The following is a 19,911-nucleotide window of genomic DNA, read 5'->3' as shown; positions in this document are numbered from 1 at the left end:
TATGGCAAAAGCCGAACGCATGATGAAGAATTGGGGTGGGGAAGAGCTTTTTCTGCCGGAGAGACTTTTAAGCCGGCAGGATAGAGTGACATTCTCTACATGATTACAATATGCAGCTGTTATTGTTCAAGACTGGACAAGTGCCATGGGGAAGTCACCCAATTTTCCAATTTTTTCAGAAATGATCAAGAATGTGACACTGTTTTGGCGCGCCATTCGGATAGCAGTTCCTTCTCCCTATCCGGGGACATGCCGGCTTTATAGTCTTCTGGTTTCATATTTCTGGTCTGATCCCAGTTAAAGGTGTCCATAATGGTTTCTTGGATATTTCGGAAAGCAAGCCCGGAAGCGATCGCTTTGTCATTGTTTATATGCTGTATTCCGAGGGATTTCTTGGAGGAAATCCATAACGGAAGTTCCATCCATTCATCGACTTTCTTCTCATTTAAGAAGGATTCTTCTACCCAAATAATCTCACCTCCGGATTTGGTGACGGAGAGACAGGCTTTCAGGACTTCAGCCATCCTATAATGATCTCCTACTGCATTAAACACTCCAGCTGCTTTTTTCTCCACCATTGAAACGATCCATTCAGACAAATCCCTGACATCAATGAATTGAACTTGTCTGTCTGGTTCTGCAGGTGCTAAAATTCCCCCGCCTTTCGCTGCTCTGGCAGGCCAATACGTAAATCTGTCTGAATAATCGTGGGGTCCGACAATTAAGCCGGGACGGATGATCAGACAAGACTCACCGTAGGTCTGTTTGATTTTTTCCTCACAGGCGGCTTTTAATGGGCCATATGTCTCTCCGGTTATTTCCTCTGTGGCTGTATCCGTAAGGACACCAAGTTCACTTTCTTCTGTCTGGTTTTTTTTCTCCATGCTTTTATAGGCAGATACAGAAGAAATATACGTGTAGTGGGGAACTGAATCCCTCAGAGTTTTCGCCATTTGTTCAGTCTGCCTCGGGAAATATCCGCACGTGTCGACAACAGCGTCCCACTTCTGTCCTCGTAATGGCTTTAAATCGCTGTCTCTGTCTCCAATCAGGGTTTGGCATTCAGGAAACAGTTCTTGATTTGACCCCCGATTGAAAAGAGTAACCTGATGGCCTTTCTGTAAAAATGAAGCCGTAATATATCTTCCTACGAATCGTGTACCGCCAATGATCAGTATTCTCACTTTTATTCCTCCTCAGCTGGTTTTACGAAATACAGGCAATTTCCAAAGTACAATCAAGTTGACGAGCAGCAATGAACAGGCGCCGCAAAACATAATGGAAGTGATAGAGACGCCATTTGAAAGAAAGAAAGAGGTAACCGCATAGGAAACAGGGGTTAACCCCAAGGAAGCCATGGTTAATAATCCTGAAAGCCTTCCGAGCATCGACCGGTCCACTAATTGCTGAAAAATAGAGAGGATCGGGATATTCGTTGCTGGAAATGTCATGCCGATTAGAAATAAGACGGCCATGCACCCGGCTTGAAAGTGAGTTTGGCTGAAAAGCATGAGAGCTGCTGCCATAGAAAACAGGGCGGCCGTCGCAAACATGCCGCGGTATCTTTTTACATTGAGGAAGCCGATGACCAGAGAACTGACGACCATTCCTGCAGCCATTGATCCGTCCATATAGCTGAAATCGAGAGCAGAACCATGCAAGATGGTTTTTACAAAAATGGGCAATCCCATCATCAAAGGTCCTACTACGCTTAAATTTATGAATATGGTACTGATAAAGAGGGCGATTAGGAATGGCTGAGTCTTAACAAAGGAAAAGCCTTCTTTGATGGAGGCGAAAATACCTGGCGCGCCGCTGCTGTCAGTGGAGGCAGGCTTTAAGTTAATCAATCTGCTGAGGAAAGCCGAGCATAACAGCATGACGGCCGGTACAGAAAAGGAGAACAGATACCCTCCCCATGAGACAAGGAATCCTCCAATCATCGGCCCAATGATCATAGAGGCTTGCTGAGTCGTCTGAATGATGGAGTTTGCTCTTGTCAGCTGAGAATCCTCAACAAGCATGGGAAGAAGCGCACTGTTTGCAGGCCAGACGAAGGCATCGAGAATTCCAAAGACGAGGCCGAATACGGCAAATGAATAGACAGAAACCTCACCTGAACCGAGCAAGATCAAGAGTCCGCCGAGCAGGATGGAGCGTGTAAGGTTAGAGACCGATAAGATTTTGGTCCGGCTTACACGGTCTGCGATGACCCCTCCAACAGCCATGAACAGGAGGCGGGGAATACTTGATGCGATCATTACCATTCCGAGAGAGGCTTCCATATTAAGTGTTTTTACAATGTACCAGGATTGAGAAAACAAAAATATTGCAATACTGAAGGCTGAACAAAATGTAACTCCCCACAAGAGCATAAATTTTTTCTGGCTGAAAAAAGAAACCGGAATTGCCGGCTGTTCTCCTTTGATTATAGCTTCTTCCATGTTAACTACTCTCCTATTCGTCAGGATATTCGGGTTCACGGAACGGGAATGCCAGCAGCAGCATGTGATAGAGCTCTCCGCCCTGCTGCCGGGTTTTTTTAAAGGAATTAATTAACTCCTGCAGTTCTTTCGCTTTTTTCTCAAATTCCTGGATTTGAGCCTCATTCAAATACAATTGGTCATAGCCGAATTTAATCTGTTTCCACTCTTCGAACAAGCTGCTGTCTACCCTGCGCAAATAGCTTTTTGTTTTATCAAGGGAAATTAGAACGTTTTCCCTGAGCGTATCGGATAATTCATTTTTTACATGATCCTTGTGTTGTTTAAGAATGTTTTCAACAGAAAAATTTCTGGCGATCGGACGATAAAATTTTTGGATGATGCCGTTTTTTTCCTCAGTTTTTTCTACTGTAATCAATCCCACGCGGTCTAATTCTTTTAAATGATAATGAATTTTTGGGGCGGGGGCTTCGAGAATATCTGCAATCATTTTTCCTGTTTTGGCTTCATCAATAATTTCCCATAAGACTTTTAAGCGAAGGGGATCGCTAATGACTTTTAGCTGTTCGGCATCTTCCAAATAATAAATTTCTTGCATGTTCTCCTCCTTTTGAACGTTCAAATTATATTGAACGTTATAAATTTATATTACCTCATCCCGTAAAGTATGTCAATTTTATCCAAATAAGCCATTCGACCTAGAAATTCTAATTTTCCAAAAAATAAATTTCCAATGTTTAGATTTTTTAGTATAATGTTATTAGTTCATAAAGTTGGAGGATTCTATTAAATGAAAATAGAAGGACTAAAGGCATATGTTGAAAAGCTGGAAGTAGCTCATTATATACTGTCTAAAAGTTTGCATCCGGAAACGACAGGTGAAGGAGATCTAACCAGAACCCAATACATTTTAATGAGAATGCTATCTGTAAGAGACCGTTGGACAGTTACTGAATTGGCTGAAATGCTTGAAGTGAAGCCGAGTGCAGTAACCGTAGCGGTGGATCGCCTCTATAAAAAGAATTACGTGCAGCGTTACCGCAGTGAAGCTGACCGAAGAATTGTTTATTTGGAGCTTTCCGAAACAGGAATTGCAATCTTGCATGAAGCTGAAGAGCGGCGTCTGGTAAGTATGGAAAATTTATTGAGCAAACTCTCTCAGGAAGAGCGTGAAATGCTGATTACGATTTACGGGAAATTTGGGAAGAATACCTCACAAAGCGAAGAACTGACGTTCGCACCATAAAAAAACAACGGATCTTTTTCCGTTGTTTTTTCTTTTGCTCATTCTGATTTGCATAAAGGGCTTTGAAATGAAATATTTCATACTCCGGCTGAAGTTGAAAATACTATAGATATTCAAGATGAAGGAGGGATCTTTATGCTGAGAAGAGAAGGGTTGATTCCCACTGTATTAGGAACTGTTGTAAGCTTGGCTTCTTTTTCTTTTAGAGGTAACACACGCAAGTATTCTTCACTTTCTAACATCCTGCTTGGGTTTGGACTTGCACATATCGTACTTGGGGTCATCGATTTGTTTGAACATAATGAAGATGAATGGTAAGAGGGAGAAGCTTTCTCCTTCTTCTTAGTTTAATGGACTAATTTTACGGGAATTTTAGTTGAAAACTAATCAGTTGGAGAATGAGCCATGAAACGAATTCTTGAATTTCTATTTGTCCTTGCAATGATTGCAGCTTTGTACATCATCTTTTTTTCAAATATGGGATTGTATTGGAAGTGGGGGAGCGCCGCTGCTTATTTTGCGATCCTTTTTATTACTATTTATTCCCTTCTGCTCGAAAACCGGACAGCACAGCATACGCTGGTCTGGATCTATGCTTTAGTGTTCATTCCTCTTTTCGGTTATATTTTATACCTGTATTCCGGACAGCTTTACTTAAAGGGCCACCTTTTCAAGAGTAAACGGAAGCATGACAGAGAAGAATTGCTGCTGCTTGCCAAAAGAGAACAGAAACCGGATTGGTCTTTATTTAATGAGCATCAAGCTTGTTTTTCCAGATTTGCGCACAACGTAACGATGACCTTTCAAAACAGTGCCACCCAGACAAAAATCCTTAAGAACGGGGAAGAAACATTTCCTGAAATCAAGCGCAGGCTGCTTGAAGCCAAAAGGTACATACATATTGAATATTACATTTTCAGATCGGACCGTCTTGGGAAAGAAATTATCGATATTTTAATTCAAAAATCCGAAGAAGGGGTTGAAGTTCGCTTCTTATATGATGCGGTTGGAAGCCTCACCCTCTCATCACAAGAAGTTACCCGAATGAAAAAAGCTGGCATTAAGGTTTATTCGTTCCTGCCTATTAAATATGGATTCTTTAATCAAAAGTTTAATTTTAGAAATCACCGTAAGATTATCGTCATTGACGGAGCAGTGGGATTTGTCGGAGGCCTGAACGTAGGAATTGAATATTTGGGAGAGGACCAAAAATTCGGTTTTTGGCGTGATACCCATATGGTCATGGAGGGAGAAGCCGTTCAGACGCTTCACGCTGTGTTCTTGCTGGATTGGGATTACGTCAGTGAAGAATACCTGCTTGAGAAGGAAGAGTATATCAAGCCTGTTCCTGTTGCAGGGGATGGGGTGGTTCAAGTGGTTCCGAGCGGACCGGATACTCAGGAAGGCATCATGAGTGATTTGTATTATTCCCTTATATCCTGTGCAACAAAATCCATCTGGATCGCCACGCCTTATTTTGTTCCGAACGAAGCCATCAGAACTGCATTAAGAATTGCTTCAAGAAAAGGGGTTCAGGTAAGGCTGATGGTGCCTGAAATCAACGATGGTTTTCTGACGCAGTATGCAACAAGGTCGTATTTTCCTGAATTGCTGCGCAGCGGCATTGAAATCTATTCTTATAAGAAGGGGTTTTTACACCAGAAAGTTATCATCGTAGATGGGGACATGGCATCCATCGGTACAGCGAACATGGACATGAGAAGTTTTCATCTGAATTTTGAAGTGAATGTATTTTTAACAGGAACTTCATCGATAAAAGACCTCGCAGAACATTATGAGGAAGATATAAAATATAGTGAAAAGGTTAGGCCTGTCGGTTTTTATAAAAGAGGATTATGGGAGCGAACGAAGGAATCGATTGCTCGGCTGTTTTCCGGTATTCTGTAGTAAACCCTTGTACTAACTTTCCTTTCCGGTGAATACGTTTTATCATGATGAGTGATAAGAGGTGAACACATGGATTGGCTTGAGGCGGTCATATTAGGGATTCTTCAGGGGCTGACTGAATTTCTGCCTGTAAGTTCCACAGGGCATCTTCTTTTAGGAAGGCATTTCTTTCGACTGGATGAAGCAGGGCTGTTTCTCGACAGTATGCTTCATATTGGTACACTGATTGCAGTGGTGACAATCTATTGGAATGAGATCAAAGAACTGATTAAGAAACCCTTCAGCAGACTGTCCATGCTGCTTGTGGCAGGTACTATACCCACCGTTATTATAGGCTTGTCATTTAAGGACTATTTTGAGGAAATCTCGAAGACCGGTGTTACTGTAGGATGGGAGTTTCTTGCCACAGGGTGTGTGCTTTGGTTTGCGGATACCATGAAATCAAGAGGACATAAGAAGCTGGAAGACATTACGATCATGGATGCGGTTTTAATTGGAAGTTTTCAGGGAGCAGCAATCCTGCCTGCAGTATCCCGTTCAGGGTTAACGATTGCTGCAGCACTTTTCCGTAAGATTGACAGGGGAACAGCAGCTTACTTTTCCTTTTTGTTATCTATACCGGCTATCGCGGGAGGATGTCTGCTTCAAGTGAAAGATGTGCTGGGCGGCCAGGCGGAACAATTATCGTTCTTCTCCCTTTTCCTTGGGACAGCCATGTCAGCATTATTCGGCTACATAGCGGTTAAATGGATGATCTCTCTAGTGAAAAAAGGTTCTTTAAAGGGCTTTGCTATATATGTATGGCTCCTTGGCATTTCAATTGTTGGAATGCAGGCAGCAGGTGTTTTTTAACCTAAAATGAAGTCCTTAAGAAAGCATTGACAATTAACATTTGCAGGATTACATTATATTTATTCAAAATCGCATAGCCTTTAAATCGCTTAATTTTAAAGATCTTGTTAAGAGCGGGGGAACCACTTTTTTGGGGTGAATCTTAGAAATAAGAAGGGATACTTCCAATTCCTAATCCGGCAGCTAACCTCGTAAGCGTTATACAGGAAGAAAGGGACAGTTTGGAAAGTAGCTGACCATTTTTATAATGGTCTTTTTTTATTTGTTCTTATCTAATATTTGTTTTCTAGGGAGAGAGAGGAATGGACAAGCAGTTTGCCGTTATAGGGCTAGGCCGTTTCGGTGGAAGCATATGCAGAGAATTTGCAAAAATGGGATATGAAGTCATGGCTGTTGACCGGGATATCGAGCGGGTAAATGAATACGCCAGTATTGCTACTCAGGCTGTACAGGCAAACTCTACAGACGAGAAAGCGTTAAGCGCCCTCGGTATTCGAAATTTCAATCATGTGATCGTATCGATTGGGGAAGATATCCAATCCAGTATCTTAACTACGCTTCTTTTAAAAGAAGCAGGAGTGAACAAAGTCTGGGTTAAAGCTCAAAATGACTATCATCATAAAGTCCTTGAAAAAGTGGGTGCGGACCGAATCATACATCCTGAACGTGACATGGCCCTCAGGGTAGCCCAGCTTATTACGTCTGAGAAAATTATTGATTTTATTGAACTATCCAACGAACACAGCATCATTGAAGTAGGAGTCACTGACAAACTTGCAGGCAAAACCCTGACGGAACTTGATGTCCGTGCCAAATACGGATGTAATATTGTCGCAATAAAAAAAGACAACGATATTCTTGTTTCTCCGATTGCCAATGTGGTATTGAGGCCAGGTGATGTTCTCGTAGTGATCGGGCAAAATAAAGATTTAAACCGTTTCGAAAATGAAGGAGTGTAAATCCTCTGAAGATTCATCTGCATCATGTTCTTGGGGAAAATCGGCTGGGGCACTTCTCCCTTGAAACTGAATAAAGCAATCATTCACTATCCTGATGGCGATGTATATACAGGATAAAAAGAGGCGCGGGAAATTCTCCGCACCTCTTTTTTTTGGTTTTATTTAATTAAGTTTGCTTCTCGTGCGGGCGTAGAAAAAATAAACGATTAGGCCGATAGCAATCCAGATGACAAAAGAAATCCATGTGATCGAAGGAAGACTGATCATCAAGTAAAGACAGAATAAAACGGTTAAGATCGGCAATACAGGAACGAATGGAGCTTTGAATGCTCTTTCCAGGTTTGGATGTGTTTTCCTTAACACGATCACAGCTACGGCGATAAGAGCAAATGCTGACAATGTTCCCATGTTAACTAGGTGTGCAAGCGTTGTAAGATCGATAAAACCGGCAATTCCGGCTGCGATAAATCCCGTAAGCCAGGTATTTTTGAACGGCGTTTTAAATACCGGATGGACTTTAGAAAGTACAGGAGGCAGCAGGCCGTCGCGGCTCATCGCATAAGAAATTCGAACCTGTCCGAAAAGCATGACGAGCAGAACAGTGGTAATTCCCGTAATCGCACCGACTGATACAAGACCTGCAATGGAATCCTGGCCTACGTAGTGCAGGGCGAATGAAACAGGGTCTGCTACGTTCAATTTATTGTAGGGCACCATACCAGTTAAAATAAGGGATACTACAATATACAATGCGGTACAGATGGTAAGCGACCAGATAATTCCGAGAGGCAGATCACGCTGCGGCCGTTTGACTTCTTCGGCTGCTGTTGCTATTGCGTCGAATCCGATATAGGCAAAGAATACCGTTGCGGCACCAGCTACAATCCCTTCGAAACCAAACGGCATAAATGGTGTCCAGTTATCCGGTTTCACATAGCCGACACCGGCAACAATAAACAGAATAATAACAGCAAGCTTTATGAATACCATAATATTGTTGACACGGGCGCTCTCCCTGATTCCTCTGCTTAATAGCGTAGTAATCAGCAAAATAATGATAACCCCCGGGAGGTTAATCCATCCCCCCTTGCCGGATCCTGGAGCTGTTGCAAGCTCAACTGGAAGGTGAAGGCCGAATCCAGCGATCAATGACTGGAAATAAGCGGACCAGCCGGTTGCAACAGCAGATGTGGCGAGCAAGTACTCCAGCATCAGATCCCAGCCGATCAAAAAGGCAAAAACTTCACCTAGCGTGGCATAAGTATAGGTATAAACACTGCCGGCGATAGGAACGGTCGATGCAAACTCTGCATAGCAGAAGGCGGCGAAAGCACAAGCAAGACCAGATATGATAAAAGAAAGGATGAGAGCAGGACCAGCATGTTCAGCTGCTACAACTCCAGTCAAAACAAATATTCCGGTTCCTATAATAGCCCCGATGCCCAATAATGTTAAATCAAATGCTCCTAATGAGCGGTTCAATCCTTTATTGTTACTTTGAGCTAACATTTCTGAAATGGATTTTTTTCTGAAAATACTCATTGATGACCTCCATTTATAGATTAATCTTTATAATTTGAATATATTGAAAATTTTTATTTTCAAACTATTTGTAGTATATTGTCGAATGAAGGTCTTGTCAATGGCTAACTAATTAGATAACTTTTCCAGGATCAAGATTTTTAAGTCAATTTCTTAGAAGCTGCTCTAATAATTCACTGTATTTCTTTTTCTCATCTAATGAAGAAACAGCATCATACTTTAACAATGTCTCTTTAATTACTTCCTCTTGTTTCTTAGTGCTCCAGCTTACATAGGCCTGATAGCAGCTGCTTTCCAGGTAAATGTTCAGCATATTATGGTCAGGTCCGAAAAAGAAAGCAAGGTGGTCGATGAACATGCGGATATTATTCAAGTCTACCGGGACGATGTGTGTATCCAAATGGTATTTGTAGGGATTGTATACATCCCTTTGAAATGAAATGCCATAGCATTCATCTTCAAGGAGCAGCCCTGGTGTTGTTGGCAGCAGAAGGAAAGGAGTATCCTGTCCATCATAGCCGATGAAAAAATCATGGCTGTTCTCGTTTTTAACGGGAGGCCGTTTCATGGTGGCATGTACAATTTCTTTTTGAAGGTTTATCAACACTACCACTCTCTTTCATTGATTGATAAACACAGCATGCCCGATAGATTACTAGTTTATACATGTGACATGCTGCCCTGATAAAGTGATAAGTTGTTGAAAGGGAATTGACGAACAATTCAGAAAGGCATAAACTGAGTGTAGTGAGCAATTAGTTATTAGTGAAAGCCGCGATTTAAGCGAAAGTAGTGGATAAGATGTCTCTTGCAGAACAAAAGTTAATCGGCAAGCTTGCCATGCTTTATGTATTGGATGAATCTCACCAATTGAAGGTGACGGAACTCGGATGGCTTCACTGCACCGGTAAAGTAGGTTCCATGGAATCGAATAAAGTAGTGGCAGCAATCGAAACAGCCGCAAAAAAGAACCAGGTTATCAATGGAGGAATCTATCGTGAAACTCATGCGTTATACCATGCCATTATGGAAGCGCTTCACGGAGTTACCCGGGGGCAAGTTCAGCTTGGAACGGTTCTTCGGACGGTAGGTTTACGGTTTGCCATTGTTAGGGGACAGCCATATGAGCAGCCGGAAGAAGGAGAATGGATTGCTGTAGCTTTATACGGGACGATCGGCGCACCGGTCAAAGGTCTGGAACATGAAGCCATCGGACTCGGCATCAATCATATATAAATAAAAGCCCATAGCAAATAGTGAAACTTTAGGGGGCTGTGTTTCAAAGAACAGGTTTTTTTGCTGTTCTTTAAATGCAGCCTCTTTTTGCGTTTTTTTACATTATAAAAAAAGGAGAAGGATGACGCATGGTAGTTCTGACAGGACATACGTTGACTTTAGAAGAGGCAAAAAGCATCTTAAGTACCAATGAACGAGTGATCGCCTGTGAAGAAAGTTTAAAAAGAGTAAAAGAAAGCCGAAGAGCAGTAGAAGATATTGTTGCAAAAGGGAAAGTCATCTATGGGATCACGACAGGTTTCGGAAAGCTAAGTGATGTTTATATCGCTCCGGAGGATACTGAGAAACTGCAATTGAATTTAATAAGAAGCCATGCATGCGGAGTTGGAGAGCCTTTTCCTGAAAACGTAAGCCGCCTGATGGTCGTTTTGCGTGCCAACGCTCTATTAAAAGGATATTCGGGAGTAAGGCCGGCTGTTGTAGAAACGCTGATTAAACTTGTTAACTGCCAGATCCATCCGGTAATCCCTCAGCAAGGGTCCTTGGGAGCAAGCGGTGATCTTGCACCGCTGTCCCATCTGGCTCTTGTTTTGATCGGTGAAGGAGAAGTATGGTACCGCGGAAAGCGAATGAGTGCGATGGAAGCGCTGCTGCAGGAAGAAATCCTGCCGCTCACACTTACGGCTAAAGAAGGCCTTGCCCTCATCAATGGCACACAGGCGATGACAGCTCAGGGAGTAGCAGCCTATTTAGAAGCAGAGCAGCTTGCCAGCCAGTCAGAAGCCATAGCTGCGTTAACAATGGAAGGTTTAACAGCTATCACTGACGCTTTTGACAAAGACATTCATCTGGCGCGCGGCTATAAAGAGCAAGCAGCAGTAGCTGAACGCATCCTTTCCTACTTGGAAGGCAGCCGGCTGACGACGCGGCAAGGAGAAGTACGAGTGCAGGATGCTTATTCTATCCGCTGTATTCCTCAGGTACATGGTGCATCCTGGCAGGCACTGGGCTATGTAAAAGAGAAGCTGGAAATTGAAATTAACGCAGCAACAGACAATCCCCTTATTTTTGATGAAGGAAGAAAGGTTATTTCAGGCGGCAATTTTCATGGCCAGCCGATTGCCCTTGCCATGGATTTTCTCAGCATTGCGATGGCCGAATTCGCCAACATTTCAGAAAGGAGGATCGAACGGATGGTCAATCCTCAACTCAGTGATCTGCCGGCATTCCTCAGCGCTAATCCAGGCCTTGAATCTGGAGCGATGATTATGCAATATTGTGCGGCTTCATTGGTCTCAGAGAACAAAACGCTTGCTCATCCTGCGAGTGTGGATTCTATTCCTTCCTCGGCGAATCAGGAGGACCATGTCAGTATGGGGACCATCGGGGCACGGCATGCCTACCAGATTATCGGCAATGTAAGAAGAGTATTTGCTATTGAAATGATCTGCGCTCTTCAAGCCGTCTATTATAGAGGGATAGATCTCCTTGCACCCGCAACCCGCAATATCTATGACCAGGCTTCTGCCGTTTGTCCTCCTATTACGTCTGACAGAATTTTTGCCACGGATATCGAACGAATGAATGCTTGGCTGAAAGAAGTTCGATGGGACGGACTTCTAGAACACCCAAACGAAAATTCAAAAGAAATGCAATGCTAAGAGGAGGAAATAACCATGTCAAATACCATTCAAAAAATTTCGGCTCCGCGCGGAAACAAATTAAACACGAAAGGATGGGTTCAAGAAGCAGCGCTGAGGATGCTGATGAATAACCTTGATGCAGAAGTTGCTGAAAAACCGGAAGAGCTTGTTGTTTATGGAGGAATCGGGAAAGCGGCGAGAAACTGGGAGAGCTATGAAAAAATTGTGGAATCCCTTAAGAAACTGGAGAGCGATGAAACCCTCCTGATCCAATCCGGTAAACCTGTAGCAGTATTTAAGTCTCATCCAGACGCACCGAGAGTTTTACTTGCAAACTCAAACCTTGTACCAGCCTGGGCCAATTGGGAGACGTTCCGTGATTTAGAAAAACGGGGGCTCATGATGTACGGCCAGATGACGGCTGGAAGCTGGATTTATATCGGTACACAGGGAATTTTGCAAGGAACCTTTGAAACGTTTGCTGAAGCGGCACGCAAGCATTTTAACCAATCTCTTAAAGGAACGTTAACCGTTACGGCGGGCCTTGGAGGCATGGGAGGAGCACAGCCGCTGGCAGTTACGATGAACGGAGGGGTTGTGATCGCGATTGAGTGCGATCTTTCTCGCATCCAGCGAAGAATCGATACTAAATATTGTGACGTGCTTGCCAAGGATTTGAATGAGGCATTATCGCTGGCAAAGGAAGCCATGGCTCAAGAGAAGCCTCTGTCCATCGGCTTGCTGGGAAATGCTGCTGAGCTATTGCCTCAGTTGGCAGAAAGAAATGAAATACCGCATCTTGTTACTGACCAGACTTCCGCTCATGATCCGCTAAATGGATATCTTCCTGCTGGAATGTCGATGGAAGAAGGGGAAAAAATGCGGACGGAAAATCCAGATACGTATATCCGAAAGGCAAAGGAAAGCATGGCCGTACACGTACAGGCGATTCTTGACCTGCAGGCAAAGGGTGCGGTGGCGTTTGATTATGGCAACAACATCCGCCAGGTCGCCTTTGATGAGGGCGTAAAAGATGCATTCCAGTTCCCTGGTTTTGTTCCGGCCTTTATCCGTCCTCTATTTTGTGAAGGGAAAGGGCCTTTCAGATGGGTAGCTCTTTCGGGCGATCCTGAGGATATTTATAAAACAGACGAAGTCATTCTAAGAGAATTTGCCGATAATGAACACTTATGCAATTGGATTAAAATGGCGAGGGAAAAAGTCCAGTTCCAAGGACTTCCTTCGAGAATTTGCTGGCTCGGATATGGTGAACGGGCGAAATTCGGCCGTATCATCAATGAAATGGTCGCCAAAGGAGAACTTTCGGCTCCGATTGTGATTGGACGTGACCATTTGGACTGCGGTTCTGTAGCCTCTCCAAACAGAGAAACCGAAAGCATGCTGGACGGCAGTGACGCTGTAGCAGACTGGCCGATACTGAATGCTCTCATCAATTCCGTAAATGGGGCGAGCTGGGTATCCCTGCATCACGGCGGAGGTGTCGGAATGGGCTATTCACTCCACAGCGGTATGGTGATCGTTGCAGATGGAACAGATGATGCAGCGAGAAGACTGGAGCGGGTGCTGACTTCGGATCCTGGCATGGGTGTTGTACGCCATGCTGATGCAGGATATGACCTGGCAAAGAAAACAGCCAAGGAAAAGGGAGTTCAAATCCCGATGATGGAAGAATAGGAGGGTTAAAATGCTGGATACATTGTTGACCTCCATTGATCAGCTTCTGGCTATTCATGGATCGCATGGACCAAAACGAGGCAAGGATATGAGCACACTTCCTGTGATCAAAAACGGTGCACTCGGTATAAAGGATGGAAAGATTGCATTTATAGGCACAACAGAGGAAGCGAAGGGCTTAGAGGCCAAAGAAATCATTGATTGTAAAGGAAAAATTGTATCCCCGGGCCTTGTTGATCCACATACACATCTTGTATTTGGCGGATCACGAGAACATGAAATGACCTTGAAACAGCAGGGCGTATCTTACTTAGAGATTCTCGCACGAGGGGGCGGAATCTTATCTACCGTAAAAGCAACAAAGGATACGAGTGAGGAAGAACTCTTTCAAAAAGGATTGTTTCATCTAGATCGCAGCCTAAGTTTGGGTGTAACGACAATGGAGGCCAAAAGCGGATATGGTCTGGATCGTGAAACAGAAATAAAACAGCTGAGGGTGGCCAAACGATTGAATGAGGCTCATGATATGGACCTTGTTTCTACATTCCTCGGAGCTCATGCTGTACCAGCTGAGTATAAGGGGAAACCAGAAGGATTTTTGGAGAGCATGTTGGATGTGCTTCCTTACATTAAAGAACAGGGACTGGCTGACTTTGTGGATATCTTCTGCGAAACAGGCGTATTTACAGTTGAACAATCACGAAGGTTTCTTGAGCGAGCAAAAGACCTTGGATTTAACGTGAAAATTCATGCTGATGAAATCGATCCACTAGGCGGGACAGAGATGGCATGCGGGATCGGGGCCATTACCGCCGATCACCTCGTAGGTGTTTCAGAAGAAGGAATACGGTTGCTTGGAACTTCGGAAACCATTGCTGTTCTCCTCCCAGGCACAACGTTCTACCTTGGAAAAGACAGCTATGCACCAGCAAGAAGCATCATTGAGGCAGGCGGAGCAGTTGCATTGTCCACAGATTTCAATCCGGGAAGTTCTCCAACCGAAAATCTTCAGTTTATTATGAACCTGGCGGCATTAAGACTAAAAATGAAGCCTGAAGAAATTTGGAATGCCGTCACAGTCAATGCTGCGTATGCCATTGGCAGAGGGAGTGAAGCTGGAGCCATTGAAACGGGAAGGTGGGCCGACCTCGTTCTTTGGGATGCCCCCAATTATCACTATCTGCCTTATCATTACGGTGTGAATCACGTGAATACTGTGTGGAAAAAAGGAAAGAAGGCAGGAGAAAGGAAGCTTGCTTATGCATGACATCGAACATTTAAAGCCTTCTGGAAAACCAAAGTTCATTGACCGGGGGATTAAAAAAGCAGGAGAAATGCTCGTGGACTGGAACGGAGAGAAGGTGAGCGGCATAGGGCTAATCGGGATGCCGTTATCCAAAACCTCGATTTCCCATTCAGGAGCTTCGGCGGCACCGGAAGTGATCAGGAAAATGCTGAATTCGTTTACGACATACAGCATTGAAAAGGACATCGATCTGCAATCATCAGTCATTACCGACTTGGGTGACATCATGCCTCATGTGACAGATCTCAAGGAAACGCAATCCAGATTCGAACATGCATTGGAAGGAGTACTGAAGCACAATCCCGGTATGATTCCAGTCGTACTCGGGGGAGACCATTCAATCAGCGCCAGCAGCATCGCAGCCTTCTCCAACATTTATGGTTCGGTTGGAATTATCCAGTTTGACGCCCATCACGACCTGCGTAATCTCGAAGATGGCGGCCCTTCAAACGGGACTCCCTTTCGAAACCTGATCGAACGGAATAAGATCAAAGGAGAGCACCTTATCCAGATAGGATTGCGTGATTTTTCCAATGGAAAGACCTATAGTGACTATGCTAAAGAGAAAGGTGTCACTGTTTATCCGATGAGCGAAGTAAACAGCCGTGGTATCATTCCTATATTGGAAGAAAGCATTCAACAGCTTAAATCGTCGGTATCTGCTGTTTATGTTTCAGTAGACATGGATGTTCTTGACCAGGCTTTCGCACCAGGATGTCCTGCCATCGGCCCTGGCGGCATGCACAGTGAAGAACTCATCAGGGGCATTCAGTTCCTTTCAACCCTCCCAATCGTAAAAGGCATGGATCTAGTGGAGATTGATCCAGCTATTGATTTTAGAGACATGACCAGCCGCCTAGCTGCCTATCTTATTCTTCAGTTTTTATTATTTCAAACATCAAAATAACACGAAAACCATCTCGAAATTTAATCCGAGATGGTTTTTTAATATCACTCATCCTTTTTGAGCATACGGTTCAGCTTGGTCCAGCGCAGTTCAATGAGCGGCTGGGCGAGGGCTATGACCGGCTTGCTGGCAAGGAACATTGTAATCATAACGGCCAGAACGAGAAGCATCACATAATAGTTGTTCTTCTCTATGGAGGAGAACAAATCTGTTGTAAATAAGTATTTTAATACGAAACCATGCAGTAAATAAATATATAACGTTCTTTCGCCAAATTCCGTAAAAAAGAATCTTCGCTTTGGAATGATCGCCAAAAAACTGAATGTGGCAAGAAACATAACAGCATAGAGACCAAGCCTGATAAATCCTCCGTACCATTCGTTATGCCCGAGAATTTCCGCATAGGATGAAGAAGATAAAAGCCAGTCTTTGGCATGGTCTGGGATGAAAAAATGATAAGCCAGGAACATTAAGACCATGAATATACCGGAAGCGATCCGGATTGATGGTTTTAAAATCTGTTTGAAATCCCTTTTTGTCAAATAATGACCTAGCAGAAACACTGGAAAAAATACAAAGGTTCTCAATAAACTTAAATATGTTCCTATCTCTGTAATATAACCGACAGCAACTCCAATTCCGATCGCAAGGATTAAAGGATACTTTATTTTTACAAATACCTTTAATAGGATGTTCCAGAATACTAGGCTTAACAAAAACCACATCGTCCAATGTGGGTCGAAAAAATTAAGCTTCATTTCACTTTTATCATATAAGTCATAGTAAAAGAATGAATAGATTAATTGAAAGACAACATAGGGAACAAGAACTTTTCTGAAAATCTTGGACAAATAGCCATCCTTGAATACACCCTTTGTAAAGAAGCCGGATATAAGGATAAAGGCTGGCATATGAAACGTATATATAAAGTTATAAAGGGTATAGAGCAAGTCATTTTGGCTTTTGATGGGGGAGATGAAATGACCCAGCACCACCAATAAGATTAAAATAAATCTTGCATTATCAAAATAATAGTCGCGTTCTTTTACATCAGTTGCCATATTTCCTCCAACATCTACAAGACATGCAAACATAGTTATTCGTTGCCCGTGTCCCTTTTTCTGTATCTAGTTCTATAATTCCCATAAATGATAGGATTTCTAACCTACAAATAAAAAAAGTACAAACCAAAGTTTGTACTTTTGTCCTGAATGATAGGACCTGTTTTAAGATGAGATTTAAAAATCGATTTTAATTTTAACAAATCCAGCACTCCGTAGAGCTTCATAGATGATGACAAGTGCAGGGCCGACGATCAGACCGACGAATCCCAGGAGCTGAAAGCCGAGATAAAGGCTGATCAATGCTGCCAATGCTGAAATGCCGAGGCTTGATCCAAGGATTTTGGGTTCAATGATCCGCCGGATGACTGTCAGTACAGCAAACATAATCAATAGACCGATGGCCAGGAAATCGTTGCTGACCACAAAGTTATAGACGGCCCAAGGAACAATAAACGACCCTGTCCCTAATATAGGAAGAATATCAACCAATACGATAAACAGTGCGATAAGTACAGCATATTTCACATCCAGGATTAAAAGGCCGATCAAGGCAAGTACGTACGTGATAAAGCTAAGGATAATTTGAGCCCGGATGAAGCCTACAGTCGCTCTGGAAAGCTGTGTGAAAACGAGTTCGACCTTTTCTCTTGCAGATGTTGTAAACAGATTGAGAAAATTGGCGAAGAGCCGGGGTAAATCAAGAGAAATCAAAAACACAGCGACCAGATAAATGATGAGATAGATCAACAGCTGAGGGATGGAAGCAATAACCGCTATGATTCCATTCGTCAGCTTGGTCGCGAAACTTCCAGCAAACGTCTTAAAGCCCATCAAGGCATTCTGTATCGTTGAAATAACTTCAGGAGGAAGTGAAGCATAAAGTTTTTCTGCTTTATATAAATCTTTTTCAATAAGGCCGAACACTTTTACAGCATAAGAAGGAACAAGTGACAGGAATTCAATCGTCTGAACCACCAATGTTGTAGTCAGCCAATAGGAGAGAAGTCCAAATCCTGCTAGAAATAAAATAAACACGACTGTAACAGACAATAACCGTTTCATTTTAAAATTCTTTATGAAAAGCTTAATTGCAGGCTCCAGCACAAGAGCGGTTACAAGGGCTAATATTAAAGGAATGCTGTAAGGGATCAGAAAAATAACCACAGCCAGCACTAACCCAATAATAATTAAATTCTTTAACGACATTTCAGGCCATCATCCTCTATGTAAAGTAACTTTAATCTATATCTTAAATCATTATATGGAACGGTGAAAAAGTCAATCCTGTTCTAGCCTTTCGACAGAAAATTATATCTGTTCTGCTTTTCTCTTATGAATTGTCAGCAAGGCAGCGTTGATTTGTCCGCCAATAATCAGAATCATCGCAGAGAGATAGAACCAGATCATAAGGGTGAGCAATGCGCCAAGATTACCGTAGATCTGCCGGTAATCGAAAAGTGTTACATAATAGGAAAAGCCAATGGAGATCAGCTGCCATCCAATCGTAGAGAAGAAGGCTCCGGGCAAGACCTGTTTCAGCTTCAAGCGAATATTCGGAGCAATCAGGTACAGTGAAACAAACATCACCATCAGAATACCGAAGCTCAACGTCCAGCGGGTCGTATTCCATAGGTGGAATGCCGGATGGCCATAGCCAAGCCTGTTCGCCAGAAAAGTACCGACCGAATTGCCGAATACAGGCAATAGCAAGGTAGAGACGATGGCAAATACGAGACCTAAAGTCAATAAGATGCCAAGAAAGAGTTCCCGGATGAAAGGCCGGTTCTCGATCACGTGATACGCTTGGTTAAACACACGGATAATGGCAAGAATTCCGATGGAAGACAGCCAGATGGTGATAACAATACTGATAGAGAAAATATCGCTCCTGTTCTGATCAAGAACGGAAATCAAATTATATTCCAGCAAGTTAAAGGCCTGTACTGGAGCGAACGGGCGAATAATCTCAAGCACTGAACCGGATGAAATGGGAAGGAACCCTAAAATGGTGAAGATTAAAAATGAAAAAGGAAAGAGTGACACCAAGAAATAGTAAGCAAGCTGTGCAGAAAGATCAAACACTTTGTCTTCAAAAAAACGAAGTTTAAGTTCTTTTAAAAATACGATCATAACTAACTCCTTTTTAGCCGTTACATCCAGTATTCCCCTTGTAAAAGCAATAGAGACTGCTTTCATGATATAAATTTCAAAATGATTGAAACCTTCTTCCTTGTTATCCGTATAACTTAAGACAAAGCAATTTTTCTTGCATGCTCCAAGCTTTTTAAGAAATGATATGGGGAAGTAAAGGATCAAACGCTATCATAATGTTTCATTTTTACAGCAAGATGTTGAGGAGGAAATTAACTAATGGATTTTTTTACGGCAGAATTCTTTTCTGCTCTCTTATCCATCGTCATTATCGATCTGGTGCTAGCAGGCGACAATGCGATTGTGATAGGACTTGCAGCAAGAAACTTGAAAAAAGAGCAGCAAAAAAAGGTAATCATCTGGGGAACGGTTGGGGCGGTGATTATTCGTGCGCTGGCTACGATGGCGGTCGTCTGGCTGCTTAAAGTGCCAGGATTGCTCCTTTCAGGAGGACTAATCCTGATTTACATCGCCTATAAGCTTATGACGGAAGACAAGGATCATGATATTAAAGCTCAGGATAGCATCTGGGCGGCGATCAGAACCATCATTATCGCAGATGCAGTAATGGGTCTCGATAACGTACTTGCAGTAGCAGGAGCTGCTCATGGTGATTTCCTGCTGGTAGTCCTTGGATTACTTATTTCTGTTCCTATCGTTGTATGGGGAAGTACACTGTTCTTGAAACTCATCAACAAGTTTCCGTTTATTATTACGATCGGTGCAGGAATCCTGGCTTGGACTGCTGCTAAAATGATTGTTGGGGAACCGTTCCTCAAAGAATATTTCAGCAATCCGTTCATTAAATATGGATTTGAAATTCTTATCATTGCCGCTGTCGTTCTAATTGGATTAGCGAAAAAACGTTCTGGCGCCAACCAAAAGAATACACAAGAACGCGGAGTTTAAGTCTATAAAAAAGCTGAAGCAGATACTATCTGCTCCAGCTTTTTTTGTT

Annotated in this window: 19 protein-coding genes and 1 riboswitch; of the genes, 11 read left to right on the top strand and 8 right to left on the bottom strand. The window is 43.0% G+C overall.

All coding sequences use genetic code 11. The annotated features are described in order from the left end of the window. Positions 1-185 precede the first annotated feature (185 nt). Genes AR335_RS13295 through AR335_RS13285 form a run of 3 tightly spaced genes read right to left on the bottom strand, consistent with a single transcriptional unit; the run spans position 186 to position 3,042 of the window. Positions 186-1,184 carry an NAD-dependent epimerase/dehydratase family protein gene (locus AR335_RS13295; RefSeq protein WP_062236500.1) on the bottom strand — a complete coding sequence of 333 codons (999 nt, stop codon included), beginning with the start codon at positions 1,182-1,184 and terminating at the stop codon, positions 186-188. A gap of 12 nt (positions 1,185-1,196) precedes the next feature. Beyond that, positions 1,197-2,444, bottom strand: a complete 1,248-nt coding sequence (locus tag AR335_RS13290; RefSeq protein WP_062236496.1) for an MFS transporter — start codon at positions 2,442-2,444, stop codon at positions 1,197-1,199. Positions 2,445-2,457: 13 nt separating this feature from the next. Next, positions 2,458-3,042 (bottom strand): ArsR/SmtB family transcription factor, encoded by a 585-nt coding sequence (locus tag AR335_RS13285; protein WP_062236494.1) that lies wholly within the window; start codon positions 3,040-3,042, stop codon positions 2,458-2,460. Between the two features lie 192 nt (positions 3,043-3,234). Between AR335_RS13285 and AR335_RS13280 the strand changes: the two genes are divergently transcribed. The 5 genes from AR335_RS13280 to AR335_RS13260 all read left to right on the top strand — a co-directional run bounded on the left by AR335_RS13280 (position 3,235) and on the right by AR335_RS13260 (position 7,409). Further along, complete coding sequence (locus AR335_RS13280) at positions 3,235-3,690, top strand: MarR family winged helix-turn-helix transcriptional regulator (protein ID WP_062236491.1); 456 nt, start codon at positions 3,235-3,237, stop codon at positions 3,688-3,690. A gap of 135 nt (positions 3,691-3,825) precedes the next feature. Then, entirely contained in the window at positions 3,826-4,008 is a 183-nt protein-coding gene (locus AR335_RS13275) for a hypothetical protein (RefSeq protein WP_062236488.1), read from the top strand. An 87-nt stretch (positions 4,009-4,095) separates the two neighbouring features. Further along, entirely contained in the window at positions 4,096-5,598 is a 1,503-nt protein-coding gene (cls, locus tag AR335_RS13270) for a cardiolipin synthase (RefSeq protein WP_062236485.1), read from the top strand. Between the two features lie 69 nt (positions 5,599-5,667). Next, complete coding sequence (locus AR335_RS13265; RefSeq protein ID WP_062236481.1) at positions 5,668-6,450, top strand: undecaprenyl-diphosphate phosphatase; 783 nt, start codon at positions 5,668-5,670, stop codon at positions 6,448-6,450. 76 nt (positions 6,451-6,526) lie between these two features. Beyond that, positions 6,527-6,663: riboswitch (cyclic di-AMP (ydaO/yuaA leader) on the top strand. 89 nt (positions 6,664-6,752) lie between these two features. Further along, complete coding sequence (locus AR335_RS13260) at positions 6,753-7,409, top strand: potassium channel family protein (protein ID WP_062236478.1); 657 nt, start codon at positions 6,753-6,755, stop codon at positions 7,407-7,409. 162 nt (positions 7,410-7,571) lie between these two features. Here AR335_RS13260 and AR335_RS13255 read toward each other — a convergent pair whose 3' ends face one another. Both AR335_RS13255 and AR335_RS13250 read right to left on the bottom strand, forming a co-directional pair. Next, a complete protein-coding gene (locus AR335_RS13255; protein ID WP_062236476.1) occupies positions 7,572-8,951 on the bottom strand; it encodes an amino acid permease in 1,380 nt (459 codons plus the stop codon). A gap of 145 nt (positions 8,952-9,096) precedes the next feature. Continuing rightward, positions 9,097-9,558 (bottom strand): hypothetical protein, encoded by a 462-nt coding sequence (locus tag AR335_RS13250; RefSeq protein ID WP_053355476.1) that lies wholly within the window; start codon positions 9,556-9,558, stop codon positions 9,097-9,099. Positions 9,559-9,752: 194 nt separating this feature from the next. On the opposite strand from AR335_RS13250, the gene hutP reads away from it, so the two are divergent. The 5 genes from hutP (at position 9,753) to hutG (ending at position 15,738) form a co-directional block, all read left to right on the top strand. Next, positions 9,753-10,187, top strand: coding sequence for a hut operon transcriptional regulator HutP (gene hutP / locus AR335_RS13245; RefSeq protein ID WP_062236472.1), 435 nt, complete (start codon positions 9,753-9,755; stop codon positions 10,185-10,187). Positions 10,188-10,315: 128 nt separating this feature from the next. Further along, positions 10,316-11,848, top strand: coding sequence for a histidine ammonia-lyase (gene hutH, locus AR335_RS13240; protein WP_062236471.1), 1,533 nt, complete (start codon positions 10,316-10,318; stop codon positions 11,846-11,848). A gap of 15 nt (positions 11,849-11,863) precedes the next feature. Further along, positions 11,864-13,525, top strand: coding sequence for a urocanate hydratase (hutU, locus tag AR335_RS13235; RefSeq protein WP_062236469.1), 1,662 nt, complete (start codon positions 11,864-11,866; stop codon positions 13,523-13,525). A 10-nt stretch (positions 13,526-13,535) separates the two neighbouring features. Beyond that, positions 13,536-14,792 (top strand): imidazolonepropionase, encoded by a 1,257-nt coding sequence (gene hutI, locus AR335_RS13230; RefSeq protein ID WP_062236467.1) that lies wholly within the window; start codon positions 13,536-13,538, stop codon positions 14,790-14,792. After that, positions 14,785-15,738, top strand: coding sequence for a formimidoylglutamase (hutG, locus tag AR335_RS13225; RefSeq protein WP_062236458.1), 954 nt, complete (start codon positions 14,785-14,787; stop codon positions 15,736-15,738). Before hutI ends, hutG begins: the two co-directional genes overlap by 8 nt. Before the next feature lie 44 nt (positions 15,739-15,782). Here hutG and AR335_RS13220 read toward each other — a convergent pair whose 3' ends face one another. From AR335_RS13220 to AR335_RS13210, 3 genes are all read right to left on the bottom strand, one after another. After that, positions 15,783-16,799 carry an acyltransferase family protein gene (locus tag AR335_RS13220; RefSeq protein ID WP_053355470.1) on the bottom strand — a complete coding sequence of 339 codons (1,017 nt, stop codon included), beginning with the start codon at positions 16,797-16,799 and terminating at the stop codon, positions 15,783-15,785. A 177-nt stretch (positions 16,800-16,976) separates the two neighbouring features. After that, positions 16,977-18,008, bottom strand: a complete 1,032-nt coding sequence (gene ytvI / locus AR335_RS13215) for a sporulation integral membrane protein YtvI (protein WP_053355469.1) — start codon at positions 18,006-18,008, stop codon at positions 16,977-16,979. A gap of 102 nt (positions 18,009-18,110) precedes the next feature. Continuing rightward, on the bottom strand, positions 18,111-18,932 hold the full coding sequence (locus AR335_RS13210; RefSeq protein WP_175501891.1) for a YihY/virulence factor BrkB family protein: 822 nt from the start codon (positions 18,930-18,932) through the stop codon (positions 18,111-18,113). A 240-nt stretch (positions 18,933-19,172) separates the two neighbouring features. Here AR335_RS13210 and AR335_RS13205 point away from each other — a divergent pair, with 240 nt between their 5' ends. Next, positions 19,173-19,862 carry a TerC family protein gene (locus AR335_RS13205; protein ID WP_062236451.1) on the top strand — a complete coding sequence of 230 codons (690 nt, stop codon included), beginning with the start codon at positions 19,173-19,175 and terminating at the stop codon, positions 19,860-19,862. Positions 19,863-19,911 lie beyond the last annotated feature (49 nt).

The organism is Fictibacillus sp. FJAT-27399, from assembly GCF_001510655.1.
Lineage (GTDB): Bacteria > Bacillota > Bacilli > Bacillales > Fictibacillaceae > Fictibacillus_C > Fictibacillus_C marinisediminis.
Note: the sequence above shows the minus strand (reverse complement) of the source record. Positions and strands in the feature narration are given on the sequence as shown.